Raw genomic sequence first — 19,052 nt, forward strand, 5'->3', positions numbered from 1 at the left:
TGTGCCTGGGGGGGCACAAGGCAGGACTTGCGTGATGATCCGGACCCTGGCCGCCGCGCTCTGTGTTTTCGTTGTCACGACGACCGTGGGCGCCGCGGAAGAGCGGCAGCGACTGGGCTATGGCCGGCTGTCCACGAACGATGTCTTCGGCGACGGCGAGGACAGATGGCAGACGGGCTCCTACGCCTCCAGCCGGGCCTGGGGGCCGGGCTGGGCGGGGCAATTGCCCACGGCACCGGGCCGGTTGCTTGAACTGCGCTTCAACGCGCGCGTCACCGCGCCCGACAACGTCGTCACCCCGGCGCCGGGCGACAGGCCCTTCGCGGGCGCGTCGTCGCTGGGGCTTCACACGCATCACCGCTGGGGCGAGACGCAGGTGTCGCTGGGCGGCGACATGGTGGCCACCGGCAAGCAGACCGGGCTGGATGACATTCACGCGGCGATCCACGGGCTGGTCGGGGCCGACGAACCCTCTGCAGCCGTGCGCAACACCCAGATCGGGAGTGAGTTCCACCCCACTCTGGTGCTGGAAATGGGTCGTGACCTCGACCTGGGGGGCAACGCGCGGCTGCGCCCCTTCGTCGAGGTGCGCGCGGGCCTCGAGACGCTGGTGCGTGCCGGTGCCGATATGACCATCGGCGATGTGGGGCGGGGAGAGTTTCTGGTGCGCGCGCCGGTGACCGGCCACCGTTACCGGGTGATCCGCCAGCCCCGGCGCGGCACCTCGTTCGTGCTGGGCGGGGACGTGGCGCGCGTGCACGACAGCGCGCTTCTGCCCGCGGCTGCCGGCCTGCGGGCGCGGGATACGCGATCGCGGATGCGCGCGGGCGTCTTCATGCAGGGCAGGAAGGGGCGCGGCCTGTTCTACGGGCTGACCTGGCTGGGCAAGGAGTTCCGCGGGCAAGGCGAAGGCCAACTGACAGGCTCGTTGCGCCTGACCATACCGTTCTGAAGCGGCCGCTGGCGGGGCTGTCCTTTCGGACAGTCCGCCCACGGGTGTGGCCCGCGGGCTTCCCAGACCGATTCGCGTCTGCTAGTATCAAGACATAAAAAATGAAAATGAGGCAGGCAGGCAATGAGAACGGGCTTTCGTGGCACGTTCGTCATCTCCTGGTCGCAGACGGAAGTGGACGGATTCAAGGGCGCGCCAGTGCCATCGCTTGACGTGGGCGCGGCGTGGTCCTGGACCGGCGAGCCCGTGCGGGTCGACGGCCCGGGTGAAATCCTGCGACTGGAAGAGGCGGACGGAGAATCCAATATCCGCAAGCGCGCGGCACGCGTCTTGCGCCGACTGGTGGGTGCGGCGGTCACCGGCAACCGCAACCTCGCGCAGATCGAGATCGATGAACCGTTGATGGACAGCAGCTTCGTCGTCACCGACGGCCTTCGAAGCTACACCGTGACGCTGATCGAGGTGGGCGCCGAAACGCCGCCGCTGCTGATGTTCGTGGACGAAATGCCGCCGCGGGACACCGACCTTTGGGTCGTGCACCACACGCTCGAGGGTGCGGCGGCAGCCGCCACCGGACCGGCGAGCGGCGGGGTGATCTGTTTCACGCCGGGCACGCGCATCGACACGCCCGAGGGCCCCCGCAAGGTGGAAACGCTGGCCGAGGGCGACCGCGTGCAGACGAAGGACAGCGGCGCCCAGGCCATCCGCTGGATCGGCAGCCGCCGCATGACGGGTGCGCGTCTGTTCGCCATGCCCGCGCTGCGGCCGGTGCGCATCCGTCCCGGCGCGCTGGGCATGGACCGGCCGGACAGCGAGCTTCTGGTCTCGCCCGGGCACAGGATGGTCGTTCAGGGGCAGGTCGCGAGGGCCCTGTTCAACACGCCCGAGGTCTTGGTCGCGGCGCGCGACCTGCTCGGACACGAGGCGGTCGCGTTCGACACCGCGGTGCGCGAGGTGACCTATATCCACCTGCTGCTCGACCGGCACGAGGTGCTGTGGGCCAACGGGGTCGAGACCGAAAGCTTCCACCCCGCGAGCGCCGCGCTTTCCACCCTGGACCAGGCCGATCGCGACCGGTTGCTGGCCCTGCACCCGCAGCTGGCGCACGAGCCGCACACCTATGGCGGGTTCGCACGGCGCAACCTGAGCCGGTCGGAGGCGGCGATCCTCGCACACGAGGCGGCCTGACGCAGGCGGGGGCCGGCACCGTTGATGCGCAGCCGGCCAGGTGTCTGCCAGGCCGGTTGACACTGTTCCGTGCACCTGTATAAGCGCGGCTTCATTGGTGTTGGTGGCCCCCGCAAGGGGATGCCTGTCGGGCCCCGGAAACGCCGGATCAGAGCCAGAGGACAACGCCCTTCTGAACCCGGAAGGAGACCAGCCGTGACCAAACGCACGTCTGCCAAGTACAAGATCGACCGCCGCATGGGCGAAAACATCTGGGGGCGCCCCAAATCCCCCGTCAACCGCCGCGAATACGCCCCCGGCCAGCACGGCCAGCGCCGCAAGGGCAAGATGAGCGACTTCGGCCTGCAGCTTCGCGCCAAGCAGAAGCTCAAGGGCTACTACGGCGACCTGACCGAGAAACAGTTCCGCCGCATCTACTCCGAGGCCGAGCGCGTTCGCGGCGACACCGGCGAGATCCTGATCGGCCTGCTTGAACGCCGGCTGGACACCGTCGTCTACCGCGCCAAGTTCGTGCCGACGATTTTCGCCGCGCGCCAGTTCGTGAACCACGCCCACGTCCGGGTGAACGGCAAGAAGGTCAACATCCCCTCCTACCGCGTCAAGGAAGGCGACGTGATCGAGGTGCGCGACCGCTCCAAGCAGTTGGCCTCCGTGCTCGAGGCGGTGCAGCTGCCCGAACGCGACGTGCCCGACTACATCGAGGCGGATCACAGCAAGATGACGGCGAGGTTCGTGCGCACACCGGCCCTGAGCGACGTGCCCTATCCGGTGATGATGGAACCCAACCTCGTCATCGAGTTCTACGCACAGAACTGACCCTCGGACATATCTGCAAGGGGCCGCGACGGGGGAACCGCCGCGGTCCTTTTCATTTCGGGATGGTCAAGCCCCGGACAGGGGGCTAGGAATCCCCGGAAGGAGCCAGAACATGCCCAAGATCACGCCGCAGCCCGGCATCATGGAGATCGAGCCCTACCAGGGGGGCGCCTCGCAGATCGCGGGGCGAACGGAGGTCGTCAAGCTCAGCTCGAACGAGAACCCCTACGGTCCCGGCGAACCCGCGATCGAGGCGTTCCGCGGCGCCGCCTACGGGCTGAACCGTTATCCCGACACGGCACACACCGCGCTTCGCGCTGCCATCGCCGAGGTTCACGGCCTCGATTCCGGCCGCATCGTCTGCGGCGTGGGCAGCGACGAGATCATTGCGCTTCTGTGCCAGGCCTACGCCGGGCCGGGCACGGAGGTGATCCACACCGAGCACGGCTTCGCGATGTACCGGATCAGCGCGCTTTCGAACGGCGCCACGCCGGTGGAGGTGGCCGAGCGCGACCGCGTGACCGACGTCGACGCGATCATCGATGCCTGCACCGACCGCACCCGGCTGGTGTTCATCGCCAACCCCAACAACCCCACCGGAACGATGATCGGCGAGAGCGAGCTGGAGCGGTTGGCCGGCGGCCTGCCGGACCACGTGCTTCTGGTGGTCGACGGGGCGTACGCCGAGTACGTCGAGGGGTATGACGGAGCGGCGGCGCTTGTCGAGGCGCGCGAGAACGTGGTGATGACGCGCACCTTCTCGAAGCTTTATGGCCTTGGCGCGCTGCGCGTGGGCTGGGGATACATGCCGGGGCACGTCAGGGACGTTCTCAACCGCGTGCGCGGCCCGTTCAACCTCAGCCACGCGGCGCAGGTCACCGCGGCCGCTGCCGTGCGTGACACCGCCTGGGCCGAGAAGTGCCGCGCCAACAACACGCGCCTGCGGTCCTGGCTTGCCGACGCCCTGGCCGAACACGGTGTGCCTTCGGATGTCTCCAAGGCGAATTTCGTGCTTGCCCGCTTCGCTGACGCCGAGGAGGCCGAGGCTTGCGACGACTACCTCAAGTCGCAGGGCATGATTGTCCGGCGTGTCGCGGGGTACAAGCTGCCCAATTGCCTGCGCATCTCGGTGGGTGACGAACCCTCGTGCCGCCGGGTGGCCCACGCCATCGGCCAGTTCAAGGCTGGCGCGCGATGAGCCGGGTCTACGACCGCGTGGCGCTGATCGGGCTGGGCTTGATCGCCTCGTCGATGTTCTGGGCCATCAAGCGTGCAGGGCTCGCCGGCGAGGTCACGGGCCATGCCCGCTCGGCCGAAACACGCGACACCGCGCGCGAGATCGGGCTGTGCGACCGCGTTTGCGACAGCGCCGCAGAGGCAGCCGAGGGCGCCGACCTGGTGGTGCTTTGCGTGCCGGTCGGCGCGATGGGCGCCGTGGCCGCGGAGATCGCGCCCGTCCTCGACCCCGGGGCCACCGTAAGTGACGTCGGCTCGGTCAAGAAAGCGGTGATCGACGCGGTCGGCCCGCATGTCCCCCGGGGCGTGCACTTCGTTCCCGCGCACCCGCTGGCGGGCACCGAGCATTCCGGGCCCCGCTCGGGCTTCGCCGAGCTGTTCGACAACCGCTGGTGCCTGATCGTGCCCGAGAACGGCAGTGATCGCGACGCCATCGCCCGGCTGGAACGTTTCTGGCAAGGCATGGGGGCGCATACCGACGAGATGGATGCCGATCACCACGATCTGGTCCTTGCGGTCACCAGCCACGCGCCGCACCTGATCGCCTACACGATGGTGGGCGTGGCCGATGACCTGCGCCGCGTCACCGACAGCGAGGTCATCAAGTATTCCGCCGCGGGCTTCCGCGATTTCACCCGTATCGCGGCCAGTGACCCGGTGATGTGGCGCGACGTCTTCCTTTCGAACAAGGAGGCGACGCTGGAAATCCTGGGGCGGTTCACCGAGGAACTGTTCGCGCTGCAACGCGCCATCCGCACCGGTGACGGTGCCCATCTGCAGGATTATTTCACCCGCACCCGCGCGATCCGCCGCGGCATCATCGAGGCCGGCCAGGACACCGACGCGCCCGATTTCGGCCGGGTGCGGCCGGGCTGATGCGCGCGCTGGGGCTCGCCGTGCTGCTGTGGGCCGCCGGGCCCGCGGCAGCGCAGGCGCCCGAGACCTCGGCGCGCCCCGTGGCACGGTCCGACGCGGCCGCCGCCTGCGCCTGCCCGTCGCGATCATTGCGCCCGGTGGTCCGCCCCTCCGCCTTGGTTGCGCCCGCCCGTGCCGTCATGAGGGTCAAGCCGCTTCGGCCGCGCGCCCGCCCGGCGGACTTGCCGCGCCGCGCGCCCGGGACCCGCGCGGCCAGCGCGGTAGGCGCGATCTGCGGCGACCCCGCGCTTCGGGGCGAACGCCTGGGTCCGGTTCCGGGCCGCAAGCCCGGCTGCGGGATCGACCGGGCGGTGCGCCTTCGGTCGGTTGCCGGGGTGCACCTGAGCCGGCCGGCGGTCGTCGATTGCGTCACGGCCCGCGCCCTCGGGAACTGGGTCGAGACCGGCCTGCGCCCCGCGGTGGATCGCATTGACGGACAGGCCGCGGCCCTTGATGTCGCGGCGCATTATGCCTGCAGAACCCGCAACGGCCAGTCGGGTGCGAAGGTGTCCGAGCACGGCAAGGGCCGGGCGATCGACATCGCGGGCATCCGGCTTCGCGACGGCCGCGAGATCACCGTCGAGGATCACTGGCAGCGTGGGCGCCGGGGGCGCGCGCTGCGCCGGATGCACAAGGCCGCCTGCGGCCCCTTCGGCACGGTTCTGGGCCCCGAGGCGGATCGCTGGCACCGTGACCATTTCCATTTCGACACCGCGCGTTACCGCGGCGGTGCCTACTGCCGCTAGCGCAACCGCAGGCGCGGTGCGCGGCCCAGCGGCACCGGCCCCAGCTTCACGCGGCCGCCGGCGAAAGTCAGCGGCACGTCAAGCGTGCGCGGGTTGCCCGCAAGCTGCGCGACCACGCCCAGCCCGTCGCGCAATGTTTCGGCCATGCCCTCCGACAGGACGCCGCCGCTTTCGGCCATTTCGAGGATCTCGCGCCAGTTGCGGGCCTTCACGGTCACGCTGCCCTCGGGCACACCGCCGGCGTCCACTTGCAACCTTCCGGCGGCCTGCAGCTCGAGCCGCCCCCAGCGCGCCTCGGCCAGGGCGATCTTGATGCGGCGCGGCTGCGGGCGCGCATCCTCGACGGCGCTGCGGTCCCAGGGCTTGTCGAACGTCACGGTCAGGTCGGCCGAGAAGGCGTCGAACCGTTCCGGCAGGCTGCCGGCCGGGTCGATCCGCCGCCGCCAGGGCAGGGGCGGGGCAAGCCCGTCGGCGGACAGGCCCAGCCGATAGCTGGCCTCGTCGTCGGCCGGCACCCGTTCGGCGGCCAGCGTCAGTGCTTCCATGCGCGTGGGCGCATCCATGTCCTGCGGCGCCGTTTCAAGCGCCTCGGCGGTCAGCGTCGCGCGGCGCACGCGCAGCCGCGTCTCGGGTTCGAAGATCATGCTTGCACGCATGTCGCGGCTTTGCAGGTGGTATTTCCGCCGGGGCGTGGCGACAAGCTGGCGCTCGGGCCACGCGGCGATCACGTGGTTGGGCCGGTAGCTCAGCTTCATGATCTGGAAGAACGGCGCCTCCCAAGCCAGCCCCGTGTCCGGATCGGCCAGCGCAAGGTCCGTGAAACCGGTATCGAAGCGGTTGGGAAAGCCGTTGACCTCCAGCGTGCCGTAGTCGGCCGCCCACCCTTCAGCGCGGCGCGCCTCGAACCAGCCGGCGTAGGCCGCGCGCAACTGGTTGGCGCCGATGAGCCAGTAGGCCGACCACCCCGCCGCGGCGACCAGGATCACGATGAGCAGCCGTTTCATGGCCCACCCCCTTTAACCTGCCTGTGCGATGGTGTTTACAGGCGTCGCGCAACAAGGAACACCGCAAATGACGCTTTGGGTCTTCGGTTACGGCTCGCTTGTCTGGAACCCGGGTTTCGAACCGGCGGACCGGGTGCTGGCCACGCTGCCGGGATATACCCGCAGCTTCTGCATGCGCAGCGTCCACCACCGCGGAACGCCCGACGTGCCCGGCCTCGTGCTGGCGTTGGACCGGTCCGGGGCGGCCGGGTGTCCCGGCGTGGCGCTTGGCGTGCGCGATCATGAACGCGACACGGTGCTGGCCTACCTGCGCGACCGCGAACTGATCTCATCGGCCTATTTCGAGCAGGTCCTGCCCGTGGAGCTGGCTGACGGGCGGCGGGTCGAGGCGGTCACCTATGTCGTCGATCCCGGCCACGAGCAGTATTGCGGCGGCCTGCCGCTGGAGGAACAGGCCCGGATCATCGCCCGCGCCCACGGCGGACGCGGGCCCAACACCGAGTACCTGTTCAACACCGTCGCCCATCTGGCCGAGCTGGGCATCGCGGACGACGACCTGCACTGGCTGGTCGATCGCGTCCGCGCCCTTTGCGCATAAGAACTTGGCTTGACGCGCCGCAGCGCGTAGGGTGCCGCCAACAAGAACCTGTGCCGGGAGCCGTCCAGATGGACCATCCGGACCGTGAGGTCGAGCCGCACTTTTCCCGCCCCGTCCGGCAGATCATCGTGATGCTGATCGTTCTGGGCCTGACCGGCGTCGGCGCCTTCCTGGCGGCGCCGCAGGTCATGCCCGTGTTCGAGGCGAACCCCTATCTCAACGGGTTCATCCTGTTCGTCTTCGCCATCGGCGTGATCGCCTGTTTCTGGCAGGTCTTCCAACTCGTCGGCTCGGTCCGGTGGATCAAGGATTTCGCGGCGCAGCGGCCGGGCCACGAGATGACCAAGGCGCCGCAGCTGCTGGCGCCGCTGGCCACGCTGTTGCGCCAGCGCGGCAAGCGGATGCAGATCGCCTCGAGCTCGGCCCGCTCGATCCTGGATTCGGTGGCCCAGCGCATTGACGAGGCGCGCGAGATCACGCGCTACATCACCAACATGCTGATCTTCCTGGGCCTGCTGGGCACCTTCTACGGGCTGGCCACGACGGTGCCGGCTGTGGTCGACACGATCCGCAGCCTCGCACCCGAAGAGGGCGAGGGCGGTGTCGCGGTGTTCAACCGGCTGATGTCCGGGCTCGAGGACCAGCTGGGCGGCATGGGCGTGGCTTTTGCCTCGTCTCTGCTGGGGTTGGCAGGCTCGCTCGTCGTCGGGCTGCTGGAACTCTTCGCCGGGCACGGGCAGAACCGGTTCTACCGCGAACTCGAGGAATGGATGTCGACGATCACGCGGGTCGGCTTTTCGGCCGGCGACGGCGAGGGCAGCGTGGAACAGAACGTGCTGGCCGGCGTTGTCGATCACATGGGTGAGCAGATGGAATCGCTCCAGATGATGCTCACCCAGTCCGACGTCAGCCGCGCGATGGTGGACGAGAAACTGGGCGTGCTGGCGGACTCGGTCGAACGCCTGACGGAAAGGCTGGCGGGCGACGACCGGCTCAACGAGTCCCTGTCGCGGCTGGCCGAGGGGCAGGAGCAGATGATCGCCGAGTTGCGCCACCTCGAGCCGGGCACCACCGGCGAGGGGCTGGACCCCGAAAGCCGGATGCGCCTGCGCTCGATCGACGTGCAGATGCTGCGTATCCTCGAGGAAATCAGTGCCGGCCGGCAGGAGACGATGAGCGAACTGCGCACCGACATCGCCGCGCTCTCCAGCATTCTGACGCAAGCCCGGGAGCAACAGGCCCAGGGCGGCGCGCGATCCGCCCGGAAGGCACGGCCGCCGGCCCCCGAGAACAGGGAGGAAAGCTGACCGATGCCCCTGTCGCGGCGCACCGGGCAGCGGTTCCAGGCATCGATCTGGCCCGGCTTCGTGGACGCGATGACCGGCCTGCTGCTGGTGCTGATGTTCGTGCTCACGATTTTCATGGTCGTGCAGTTCGTCCAGAGCGAGACGATCAGCGGCCAGGAAACCGAGCTTGACGAGCTGTCCTCGGAGGTCGCCGCGCTGTCCCGCGCGCTGGGGCTGGAACAGGACCGGAACGCGGCGCTTCAGGATCGGGTGGGCGAGTTGCGCGCCACGCTGGGCGACGTGCGCGCCCGGGCCGAGGACCAGGCCGCGCGCATCGCCAGCCTGCAGGCCGAACGCAAGCAGCAAGAGGCGGCGCTGGACACCGCGCAACGGCGCATCGCCAGCTTCGAGGAACAGGTTGCCAGCCTGATCGCCCAGCGTGACACGGCGCGGGGTCAGGTCGCCGACCTCGAAGGCGAGCGCGAGGAGCTCCTGTCGCAGCAGGAGGCGCTGCGGACCACGCTGGCCAGCCTGCGCGACGAGATCGACGCCCGCCAGGAGGCCGCGCGGCTCAACGCGGCCCGGCGCGAGGCGTTGGAGGCCCTGGTCGCCGACCTGCGCACCGAGACCGAGGAACAGGACAAGTCGCTGGCGGCCCTGCGGGAAAACCTCGACGAGACCGAGGCCGAGCTGAGCGAGGCCGAACGGGCCCGCCTGACCGAGGCGGCGGCCGCGCAGGCGCTGCGCGAGCGTCTGGAGGATGCCGAGGCGGAGCTGACCGCGATGACGCTGGCGCTCGAGGAACAGCGCCGCCGCGCCGAGGAAACGCTGACCATGCTCGCCGCCGCGCGCGCCGCCCGGCAGGATCTCGACGAACGCCTGGCCGAGGCGCTGTTGGCGCAGCAGGAAACCGAGGCCGCGCTGGCGCGGACGCGCACGCAGCTCGAAAAGGCCGAAAGCGGTCAGGAGATCACCGCCTCGCAGCTCAGTTCGGTCGAGGCCGCGCTGGCCGAGGCGCTGGCCGAGCTGGATACCAAAACCGCACGGACGACAGAGCTGTCCGGTGAGCTGGAGGACAAACAGGCGACGCTCGAGGAAACGCGATCGCAGCTGGAAGCGGCGCGTGCGGACTTCGCCGCCGAGAAGGCCAGCCTCGAGGAGCGCCTTGCCACGCTGCAGGCGAACCTGGCCCAAGCACGGGCGGCGCGGGACGATCTTGGCGAAGAAAAGGCGACACTTCAGGATCGTCTGGCGGCGGTGGAGGCACAGCTGGCCGAAACGCGCGCCGCACGCAGCACGCTGAGCACGAAGAACGCCACCCTCGAGGACCGCTTGACCGCGCTGGAAGCGCAACTCGAGGAGGCGCAGCAGGCCCGCCAGGAGCTGACCGAGGAGAAGGCCACCGTCGAGGACCGGCTCGCGGCCGTGGAGGCCCGGCTTGCCGAGGAACAGCAAGCACGCGGAGCGCTGGGCGAGGAGAAGGCGACGCTGGAAGAACGGGTCGCGGCGCTGGAATCCCGCCTGTCCGAGGCGCAGGCCTCCGGCGCGGAACTGAGCAGGGAGAAGGCCAGCCTCGAGGACCGTCTTGCCGCCGCCGAGGCGCAGCTGGCCGAGGTCCGGCAGGCGCGCGGCACGCTCAGCGCGGAGAAGGCCACCCTGGAGGAACGGCTTGCCGCCGCCGAGGCGCAGCTTGCGCAGACGCGGGACGCGCGCGACAGCCTGAGCGCCGAGAAATCCGACCTCGAACAACGCCTTGCAACCGCCGAGGCGCAACTGGCCGCGCTGCGCGAGACGCGCGGCGATCTCAGCGAGGACAAGCAGAGCCTCGAGGAACGTCTTGCCGCCGCGCTTGCGGCCAAGGTTTCGGCCCAGAACGAAGCGGTCGAGAACGCGGATCTGATCGCCGATTTGAAGACCGAGATCGATTCGCTGCGCGATGAGCTTTCGGCGACCAAGTCGCGTCTGGCCAAGGCGCTGGCCGCGGCGGAGGAGTCGGACCTCGCCGCCGAGGAAGTCCGCGAGCGCCTCTCGGCCGCGCTGGCCGAGAAGCTGGCCGCCGAGGAGGAGGCCGAGAAGACCCTCGGCGAGGCCGAGCGCAAGGATGCGCTTCTGGCGCAGGCGCGCGAGCGGTTGGAGCGCCAGCAGGCGAAAACCGACCGCGCGCAGCTCGAGCAGGAGCTTCTCAACCGGCAGGTGGCGGCGCTGCGCGAACAGCTGCAGGAGCTTCAGGGCCTGCTGGACGAGGCCAAGGCGCGCGAGGCCGCCACCGAGGTGCAGTTGCAGTCTCTGGGGCAGGACCTGAACGCGGCGCTGGCGCGGGTGGCTGCCGAGGAGCGCAAGCGCCGGCAACTGGAGGAGGAAAAGCGCAAGCGGCTGGAGGCACAGAAGGAGAACCTCGAAAAGTACCGGTCGGAGTTCTTCGGGCGCCTGCGCGACATCCTGGGCAAGCAGGAGGGCGTGCGCATCGAGGGCGACCGCTTCGTGTTTTCCTCCGAGGTGCTGTTCGCCCCCGGCGAGGCGGAACTGTCGGACGACGGCAAGGCCGAGATCGCGCGGGTGGCCGAAACGCTGCGCAACGTCATTCCCGAGATTCCCGACGGCATCGACTGGGTGCTGCGCGTGGACGGGCACACCGACAACGTGAAGGTCAAGCCCGGCGCCGAGTTCGAGGACAACTGGGAACTCAGCCAGGCACGGGCGCTTTCGGTGGTGCGATACATGATCGACGATCTGGGCCTGCCGCCCGACCGGCTCGCGGCGACGGGCTTCGGCTCGCACCAGCCGATCGACACCGCTGACACGCCCGAGGCGCGCGCCCGGAACCGCCGCATCGAGATCAAGTTCACCGAGAAGTGACCGTGGTCAGCGGATCTCGATCGTCGTGGTCAGGGTGTCGATCACGCGCCCGGCGCGCTCGAGCGCCGCGCGCCCCTCGTAGCGCCCCGCAGGCCACCGGGGGGCGGTGAGGCGCCGGCCCGCGGCGCGGAAGAACTGCGCCTGGTCCTTTTCGAGGCGCGCGTCGTGGCGGATCACCTCGCCCTCGGGGCCTGTGATCGACAGCGCCATCACGTCGCCCTGTCGCCCGCCGAAGGCGAATCCCCAGATCACCAGCGCCCGGGCCCGTGCATCCAGTGCCCCGGCGGCCGCCGCGCCGGACTTGACGTCGGCATAGGCGGGCACGGTATCGGCGAAGCCCGCGTTTAGCATCGCGCCGGGGACATAGGGGGGTGCCGCCTGCCAGAGCGTGTCTTCCGGGTCTGCCGAACAGCCCATGCGGCCCTCCGGCACGAAGGGGTCGACGACCGCGCCGTCGCGGCGCACCGACAGGTGGACATGGGGAAACTGGGTGCGCCCGGAAAGCCCCACCCGGCCCAGCACCTCGCCGCGATCGACGGGCTGACCGGGGGTGGCGCGGACGCTGCCCTGCCGCAGGTGGCAGTACTGCGTTTCCCAGCCGCCGCCGTGGTCGATCACCACCCCGTTGCCGCAGTCGCGTCCGTCGACCTCGGCGGCGCGGTCCGCGGTGTAGGCGATATCGGGCATCCCGTCGCGCACGGCCTTGACCGTGCCGGGGGCGGCCGCCAGCACATCGACACCCCGTTGCATCGCCAGCTGCGAGGGCAGGCCGAAATCGGTCCCCTTGTGCCCGTCGTAGGTCAGGCCGTTACAGGCGAAATCCTTGGCGTCCGGGCCGGGCGCGTGATCGACGTATTGGCGGACATGACAAGACAGGCCATCGGGGCAGTCGACGGGCAGGGCAAGGGCAATGTCGCCGGCCGCGGCAGGCGCGGCCAGCAGGGCAAGCGCCGGGGCGAGGCCCCGGCGCAGCATCAGTCAGCGGTCAGGAGCGGCGGCTTCTTTCCCGACAGGCGCAGCCGGTCGGGGCCTTCGAGCTGAAGATCGATCTCGCCGTCCTTCACGCCCACATGCACGACGCCACCCTTGGCGAGCTTGCCGAAGAGGAGTTCCTCGGCCAGCGGCTTCTTGATGTGCTCCTGGATGATGCGGCCCAGCGGGCGGGCGCCCATCTTGTCGTCATAGCCCTTGTCGGCCAGCCATTCGGCGGCCTCGTCCGACAACTCGATGGTCACGTTGCGATCCATCAGCTGCGCCTCGAGCTGGAGAACGAACTTCTCGACGACCTGCAGGATGACCTCCTTGGGCAGCGGACCGAAGGAGATGACCGAGTCGAGGCGGTTGCGGAACTCGGGGCTGAACGTGCGTTCGATCGCGGCCGTATCCTCGCCCTCGCGGCGTTCCCGCCCGAAGCCGACGGCGGATTTCTCCTGCTCGGCCGCGCCGGCGTTCGAGGTCATGATCAGCACGACGTTGCGGAAGTCCACCGTGCGGCCGTTGTGGTCGGTGAGGCTGCCGTGGTCCATCACCTGAAGCAGGACGTTGTAGACGTCCGGGTGCGCCTTCTCGATCTCGTCGAGCAGCAGCACGCAGTGCGGGTGCTGGTCGACGCCGTCGGTCAGCAGGCCCCCCTGGTCGAAGCCGACATAGCCCGGCGGCGCGCCGATGAGGCGCGACACGGCGTGTTTCTCCATGTACTCGGACATGTCGAAGCGCAGAAGCTCGACGCCCAGGATCTCGGCCAGCTGGCGGGCGACCTCGGTCTTTCCGACGCCGGTGGGGCCGGCAAAGAGGTAGTTGCCGATCGGCTTCTCGGGCTCCCTCAGGCCGGCGCGCGCCAGCTTGATCGAGGACGACAGCGCCTCGATCGCCTTGTCCTGGCCGAAGACCACGCGCTTGAGCGACCCCTCGAGATCCTTGAGGACGGCCGCGTCGTCCTTCGACACGTTCTTGGGCGGGATGCGCGCCATCTTGGCGATGACCGCCTCGATCTCCTTGGTGCCGATCGACTTGCGCCGCTTCGACAGCGCCACGAGGTGCTGCGCCGCGCCGGCCTCGTCGATCACGTCGATCGCCTTGTCTGGCAGCTTGCGGTCGTTGATGTAGCGCGCCGAAAGTTCGACGGCCGTCTTGAGCGCGTCGTTGGTGTATTTCACCGCGTGGTGCGTTTCGAAATAGGGCTTCAGGCCCTTGAGGATCTTCGCCGCGTCCTCGACCGAAGGTTCGACAACGTCGATCTTCTGGAACCGGCGGCTGAGCGCACGATCCTTCTCGAAGTGCTGGCGGAACTCCTTGTAGGTCGTGGAGCCCATGCAGCGCAGCTTGCCACCCTGCAGGGCGGGCTTGAGCAGGTTGGAGGCGTCCATCGCCCCGCCCGACGTGGCACCCGCGCCGATGACGGTGTGGATCTCGTCGATGAACAGGACCGCGTCGGGATGCTCCTCGAGTTCGGAGATGACGGCCTTCAACCGTTCCTCGAAGTCGCCGCGGTAGCGCGTGCCGGCAAGCAGCGCGCCCATGTCGAGCGAGTAGATGGTCGTGTTGGACAGCACGTCGGGGGTGTTGCCGGCGACGATCTTGTGCGCCAGCCCCTCGGCGATGGCGGTCTTGCCGACGCCCGGGTCGCCCACCAGCAGCGGGTTGTTCTTGCGCCGGCGGCAAAGCACCTGGATACAGCGCTCCACCTCGGCGTCGCGGCCGATGAGCGGATCGACATCCCCGGTGCGCGCCTTGGCGTTGAGATCGACGCAGTACTTGGCCAGTGCGGATTCGCCGGCGTCCACGGTTTCACCCTCGCTTCGCGTGTTCTCGTCCTCCATGTCGTTGGCCCCGGTCACCGGGCGCGGTTCGCCATAGGCGGGATCTTTCGCCACGCCGTGGGCGATGAAGTTCACCGCGTCGTAACGGGTCATGTCCTGGTCCTGCAGGAAATAGGCGGCGTTCGATTCGCGCTCGGCGAAGATGGCCACCAGGACATTGGCGCCGGTCACCTCGGTGCGGCCGGAGGACTGCACATGGATCGCCGCGCGCTGGATGACCCGCTGGAAGGCTGCCGTCGGCACGGCTTCGGAGCCTTCCACCTCGGTCACGAGGTTGGAAAGTTCCTCGTCGATGAATTCCACCAGCGTGCCACGCAGTTCCTCGGTGTCGACGCTGCAGGCCTTCATGACCCGCGAAGCGTCGGGCTCATCAACGAGCGCGAGAAGCAGATGCTCCAGCGTCGCGAATTCGTGTTGGCGGGCGTTGGCCAGGGCCAGCGCCGCGTGGATTGCCTGTTCCAGCGTGTTCGAGAATGAAGGCACTGTGCGGTGCTCCTTCCTTTCTGGGCCGGACCGGGCCTTGGTCCGACTGTGGCCTCATGGTCTTAAAGTTTGGTCGATATCGGCCATGCTTCAAGGTTTTTTTGGTCGCGCCGTTTCACTTTTCCGCCTCCGGATCTTGTGCGGGCGGTGCGCCGCGGGCTCAGAAGGCGTCCTTGCGCCGGCGGATCTCGGCAAAGACGTCCACCGCGTCGGCGTCCGGCATGCCCAGCTGACGTTTCAGCGCAGGTTCGTCCGCGCGCAGAAAGGGATTCGTTGCCAACTCTTCCGACAGGGTGGAGGGAACCGTCGGACGATCCTGCGCGCGTGCGGTTTCGGTCGCGTCCAGACGGGATTTAAGCGCCGGATTCTCCGGATCAACCGTGATCGCGAATTTCGCGTTGTTGAGCGTGTACTCGTGGCCCGAACAGACCATCGTCTCGGGCGGCAGGGCGGCCAGTTTCGACAGGCTGTCCCACATCTGCCCGGCGGTGCCCTCGAACAGGCGGCCACATCCCAGTGCCATCAGGCTGTCGGCGGTGAAGACCACCGCGCTTTGCGGGAAGTGATAGGCGATGTGGCCCACGGTGTGGCCCGGCACGGAGATGACGTTGCCCGCCTCGTTGCCGATGTGCACCGCGTCGCCTTCGCGCACCGCCGTGTCCAGCGGCGGCAGCCGGTGGGCGTCGTCGGCCGCGCCGATCACGCGGGCCTGCGCTGCCGACAAGAGGGCTTCGAGCCCGGCCACGTGATCCCAGTGATGGTGGGTGATCAGGACGTGGCTCAGCGTCCAGCCCCGCTTGTCGAGCGCGGCGAGGATCGGGCCGGCTTCTGGGACATCGACGACAGCGGTTTCGCCCGTCTGAGCGTCATGCACGAGAAAGGCGTAGTTATCGCTCAGACAGGGGACCGTTTGTATTTCCAGTGCCATGGTATTTTCCCGATCGACCGTTATTCTTACCTTCAGATTGTCTGATGACGAGCCGCGCCGCAATGCATCTGGACGTGCAGGATCTGAGGAATTTCTATTACCGCAGCGCGCTGGGGCGCGCGGCGCAGAAGGTGATCCGCCGCGAGGTCCTCCGACTCTGGCCGGAGGCCAAGGGCCAGACCGTGGCCGGTTTCGGTTTCGCGGTGCCTTTCCTGCGCCCCTACCTGGCCGACTCGCGCAGGACGATCGCGCTGATGCCGGCGCCACAGGGCGTGATCGGCTGGCCGGCCGGGATGCCCAACATCTCGGTTCTGTGCGAGGAAACCGCGTGGCCGCTCGAGACCGGGCATGTCGACAAGCTTCTGGTGATCCACGGGCTGGAAACCAGTGAGCGGCCCGCGCCGCTTCTCGACGAATGCTGGCGGGTGCTCGGGCCGGGCGGGTCGGCCCTGTTCATCGTTCCCAACCGCGGCGGCCTGTGGTCGCGCAGCGACCGCACGCCGTTCGGTTTCGGCCGCCCCTATAGCCAGTCGCAGCTGGAAAACCAGCTCAAGGCCCATGCTTTCCTGCCCGAACGCCACACCACCACGCTGTTCCAGCCGCCGTTGAACCGGCGTTTCTGGCGCAAGACGGCCGGCATGTGGGAGCGCCTGGGAGGGCGCCTGTCGGTTATCGCGGCGGGCGGCGTTCTGATCGTCGAGGCCAGCAAGCGGGTGCACGCCCCCAGCGGTCCGGGCCTGCGCGAAACGGTGCGCCGGCCGCTCGAGGTGCTCAAGCCAAAGCCCGAGGCCAAGCCGGTATGAGTTGCCGGCGGATGCGGCAGCGCGGCATTCACGGGTGTCCGTGCTCTTTGGAATGTTAGCGTCAACAAACGTGCGTGGCGGGACATTTTCCGCCGCCGAAAAATCGCGCAATCGGTCGCATCCAGCATAAAGCATTGATAATGAACAAATTTATGGCTGGCGCCTTGAGTCATAGCAGCTTGCTAGGTCAGCATGGCTCTGCTACACCCCTGCCGAATTTCGGTGCTTTTGATAGTATCACTGGATGCAAACGCCCCCGGGGCCGGTCACGGCCGACGAAGACCGGGGCCAGAACTTCGGAAGGGTGGACGTGTCCGAGACAGCTTCGATTTCATCCGGCATCGCCGAGCGCTATGCCACAGCCATCTTCGAGCTCGCCAAGGAGCAGAAGGTTCTCGAACAGCTTGAATCCAATGTCACCGACCTCGCCGCCGCGCTCGACCAAAGCGCGGACCTGCGCGACCTGATCACGTCGCCGGTGATTTCGCGCGAGGACCAGGGCAAGGCGATCGCCGCCATCGGCAAGAAGATGGAACTGGCGCCGGTCCTGCTCAACGGGCTGGGCCTCATGGCGCAGAAGCGGCGTCTTTTCGTGCTGCCGCAGTTGCTGGGGCAGCTGCGCGCGATGATCGCCGAGGACAAGGGCGAAGTGGCGGCCGAGGTCACCAGTGCCAAGGCGCTGACCAAGGCGCAGTCGGAAAAGCTTTCCAAGGCGCTGAAGGCCCGCGTGGGCAAGGAAGTGAACGTGAATGCGACCGTCGATGAGGGGCTCATTGGCGGTCTTGTTGTCAAGGTGGGCTCGAAGATGATCGATACCTCGATCCGATCGAAGCTCAATTCCCTCCAGAATGCAATGAAAGAGGTCGGATAAATGGGTATCCAAGCTGCAGAGATTTCTGCGATCCTGAAGGACCAGATCAAGAACTTCGGCGAGGAGGCCGAGGTCGCCGAGGTGGGTCGCGTCCTCTCGGTGGGCGACGGGATCGCGCGCGTGCACGGTCTGGACAACGTCCAGGCCGGCGAGCTGGTGGAGTTCCCCGGCGGCATCATGGGAATGGCGCTGAACCTCGAGGCCGACAACGTGGGCATCGTGATCTTCGGCTCCGACCGCAACATCAAGGAAGGCGACACCGTCAAGCGGACCAACTCCATCGTCGACGTGCCGGTGGGTGACGAGCTGCTGGGCCGCGTCGTCGACGCGCTGGGCAACCCGATCGACGGCAAGGGGCCGATCAAGACCGAAAAGCGCGGCGTGGCCGACGTGAAGGCGCCGGGCATCATTCCGCGCAAGTCGGTGCACGAGCCGATGGCCACCGGCCTGAAATCCGTCGATGCCATGATCCCGATCGGCCGCGGCCAGCGCGAGCTGATCATCGGCGACCGCCAGACCGGCAAGACCGCGGTGGCGATGGACACGATCCTGAACCAGAAGGTCTACAACGAAGAGGCCGGCGACGACGAAAGCAAGAAGCTTTACTGCGTCTACATCGCCGTGGGCCAGAAGCGCTCGACCGTGGCGCAGCTGGTGAAGAAGCTCGAGGAAACCGGCGCGATCGACTACTCGATCGTCGTGGCCGCGACGGCCTCGGACCCCGCGCCGATGCAGTATCTCGCGCCCTACTCGGCCACGGCGATGGCCGAATTCTACCGCGACAATGGCCGCCATTCGCTGTGTGTCTATGACGACCTGTCGAAACAGGCCGTGGCCTACCGCCAGATGTCGCTGCTGCTGCGCCGCCCGCCGGGCCGCGAAGCCTTCCCGGGCGACGTTTTCTACCTGCACTCCCGCCTGCTGGAGCGGTCCGCGAAGATGAGCGACGATCACGGCGCAGGCTCGCTGACCGCGCTGCCGATCATCGAGACGCAGGCCGGTGACATCTCGGCCTTCATCCCGACCAACGTGATCTCGATCACCGACGGGCAGATCTTCCTGGAAACGGAACTGTTCTACCAGGGCATCCGCCCGGCCGTGAACACCGGCCTCTCGGTGAGCCGCGTGGGCTCCTCGGCCCAGACGGCGGCGATGAAATCGGTCGCCGGGCAGGTGAAGCTGGAACTCGCGCAGTATCGCGAGATGGCCGCATTCGCCCAGTTCGGCTCGGACCTCGATGCGGCGACGCAGAAGCTGCTGAACCGCGGCGAGCGCCTCATGGAACTGATGAAGCAGCCGCAGTATTCGCCGCTGACCAACGCCGAGATCGTCTGCGTGATCTACGCGGGCACCAACGGCTATCTCGACAACATCGAGACCAGCCAGGTCGGCCGGTTCGAACAGGGCCTGCTGCAGCACCTGCGCAGCAAGCACGCCGACATGCTCGACTGGATCACCAAGGAAGATCCGAAGATCAAGGGGGATGCCGAGGAGCGACTCAAGTCCGCCATCGAGGAATTCTCCACCGACTTCGCGTAAGGGGGACGAGGC

16 protein-coding genes are annotated in these 19,052 nt (G+C 68.2%); 12 read left to right on the plus strand and 4 right to left on the minus strand.

The window, feature by feature from the left end; all coding sequences use genetic code 11:
- Nucleotides 1–34 precede the first annotated feature (34 nt).
- From CEF10_RS02175 to CEF10_RS02200, 6 genes are all read left to right on the plus strand, one after another.
- On the plus strand, nucleotides 35–952 hold the full coding sequence (locus CEF10_RS02175) for a lipid A-modifier LpxR family protein (protein ID WP_101065703.1): 918 nt from the start codon (nucleotides 35–37) through the stop codon (nucleotides 950–952).
- 123 nt (nucleotides 953–1,075) lie between these two features.
- Entirely contained in the window at nucleotides 1,076–2,140 is a 1,065-nt protein-coding gene (locus CEF10_RS02180; protein ID WP_101065704.1) for a Hint domain-containing protein, read from the plus strand.
- A gap of 195 nt (nucleotides 2,141–2,335) precedes the next feature.
- Nucleotides 2,336–2,956, plus strand: coding sequence for a 30S ribosomal protein S4 (gene rpsD, locus CEF10_RS02185; RefSeq protein WP_101065705.1), 621 nt, complete (start codon nucleotides 2,336–2,338; stop codon nucleotides 2,954–2,956).
- A 112-nt stretch (nucleotides 2,957–3,068) separates the two neighbouring features.
- On the plus strand, nucleotides 3,069–4,154 hold the full coding sequence (hisC, locus tag CEF10_RS02190) for a histidinol-phosphate transaminase (RefSeq protein ID WP_101065706.1): 1,086 nt from the start codon (nucleotides 3,069–3,071) through the stop codon (nucleotides 4,152–4,154).
- Nucleotides 4,151–5,068, plus strand: coding sequence for a prephenate/arogenate dehydrogenase family protein (locus tag CEF10_RS02195; protein ID WP_101065707.1), 918 nt, complete (start codon nucleotides 4,151–4,153; stop codon nucleotides 5,066–5,068). Before hisC ends, CEF10_RS02195 begins: the two co-directional genes overlap by 4 nt.
- Nucleotides 5,068–5,853 carry an extensin-like domain-containing protein gene (locus tag CEF10_RS02200; protein ID WP_101065708.1) on the plus strand — a complete coding sequence of 262 codons (786 nt, stop codon included), beginning with the start codon at nucleotides 5,068–5,070 and terminating at the stop codon, nucleotides 5,851–5,853. The genes CEF10_RS02195 and CEF10_RS02200 overlap by 1 nt, the downstream gene beginning before the upstream one ends.
- Here the strand turns inward: CEF10_RS02200 and CEF10_RS02205 are convergent.
- Nucleotides 5,850–6,857, minus strand: coding sequence for a DUF2125 domain-containing protein (locus CEF10_RS02205; RefSeq protein ID WP_101065709.1), 1,008 nt, complete (start codon nucleotides 6,855–6,857; stop codon nucleotides 5,850–5,852). The two genes, CEF10_RS02200 and CEF10_RS02205, sit on opposite strands and share 4 nt — an antisense overlap.
- 67 nt (nucleotides 6,858–6,924) lie before the next feature.
- On the opposite strand from CEF10_RS02205, the gene CEF10_RS02210 reads away from it, so the two are divergent.
- The 3 genes from CEF10_RS02210 to CEF10_RS02220 all read left to right on the plus strand — a co-directional run bounded on the left by CEF10_RS02210 (nucleotide 6,925) and on the right by CEF10_RS02220 (nucleotide 11,597).
- The gene (locus CEF10_RS02210) at nucleotides 6,925–7,455 is read left to right on the plus strand and encodes a gamma-glutamylcyclotransferase (RefSeq protein ID WP_101065710.1); all 531 of its coding nucleotides are present in this window, start codon (nucleotides 6,925–6,927) and stop codon (nucleotides 7,453–7,455) included.
- 68 nt (nucleotides 7,456–7,523) lie between these two features.
- Nucleotides 7,524–8,762, plus strand: a complete 1,239-nt coding sequence (locus CEF10_RS02215; RefSeq protein WP_101065711.1) for a biopolymer transporter ExbB — start codon at nucleotides 7,524–7,526, stop codon at nucleotides 8,760–8,762.
- 3 nt (nucleotides 8,763–8,765) lie between these two features.
- Nucleotides 8,766–11,597 (plus strand): peptidoglycan -binding protein, encoded by a 2,832-nt coding sequence (locus CEF10_RS02220; RefSeq protein ID WP_101065712.1) that lies wholly within the window; start codon nucleotides 8,766–8,768, stop codon nucleotides 11,595–11,597.
- Nucleotides 11,598–11,603: 6 nt separating this feature from the next.
- Here CEF10_RS02220 and CEF10_RS02225 read toward each other — a convergent pair whose 3' ends face one another.
- The 3 genes from CEF10_RS02225 to gloB form a co-directional block, all read right to left on the minus strand.
- Entirely contained in the window at nucleotides 11,604–12,572 is a 969-nt protein-coding gene (locus CEF10_RS02225) for a M23 family metallopeptidase (protein WP_101065713.1), read from the minus strand.
- Nucleotides 12,572–14,899 (minus strand): ATP-dependent Clp protease ATP-binding subunit ClpA, encoded by a 2,328-nt coding sequence (gene clpA, locus CEF10_RS02230; RefSeq protein ID WP_101065714.1) that lies wholly within the window; start codon nucleotides 14,897–14,899, stop codon nucleotides 12,572–12,574. Before clpA ends, CEF10_RS02225 begins: the two co-directional genes overlap by 1 nt.
- Before the next feature lie 160 nt (nucleotides 14,900–15,059).
- Nucleotides 15,060–15,827 carry a hydroxyacylglutathione hydrolase gene (gloB, locus tag CEF10_RS02235; protein WP_101065715.1) on the minus strand — a complete coding sequence of 256 codons (768 nt, stop codon included), beginning with the start codon at nucleotides 15,825–15,827 and terminating at the stop codon, nucleotides 15,060–15,062.
- A gap of 62 nt (nucleotides 15,828–15,889) precedes the next feature.
- Here gloB and CEF10_RS02240 point away from each other — a divergent pair, with 62 nt between their 5' ends.
- From CEF10_RS02240 to atpA, 3 genes are all read left to right on the plus strand, one after another.
- Nucleotides 15,890–16,630 carry a methyltransferase domain-containing protein gene (locus CEF10_RS02240; RefSeq protein ID WP_101065716.1) on the plus strand — a complete coding sequence of 247 codons (741 nt, stop codon included), beginning with the start codon at nucleotides 15,890–15,892 and terminating at the stop codon, nucleotides 16,628–16,630.
- Nucleotides 16,631–16,934: 304 nt separating this feature from the next.
- A complete protein-coding gene (locus CEF10_RS02245) occupies nucleotides 16,935–17,501 on the plus strand; it encodes a F0F1 ATP synthase subunit delta (RefSeq protein ID WP_232796381.1) in 567 nt (188 codons plus the stop codon).
- Nucleotides 17,502–19,040, plus strand: a complete 1,539-nt coding sequence (gene atpA / locus CEF10_RS02250) for a F0F1 ATP synthase subunit alpha (RefSeq protein WP_101065717.1) — start codon at nucleotides 17,502–17,504, stop codon at nucleotides 19,038–19,040.
- Nucleotides 19,041–19,052 lie beyond the last annotated feature (12 nt).

Origin of the sequence: Roseovarius salinarum (genome assembly GCF_002834145.1) — a bacterium.
GTDB classification, from domain to species: domain Bacteria; phylum Pseudomonadota; class Alphaproteobacteria; order Rhodobacterales; family Rhodobacteraceae; genus Roseovarius; species Roseovarius salinarum.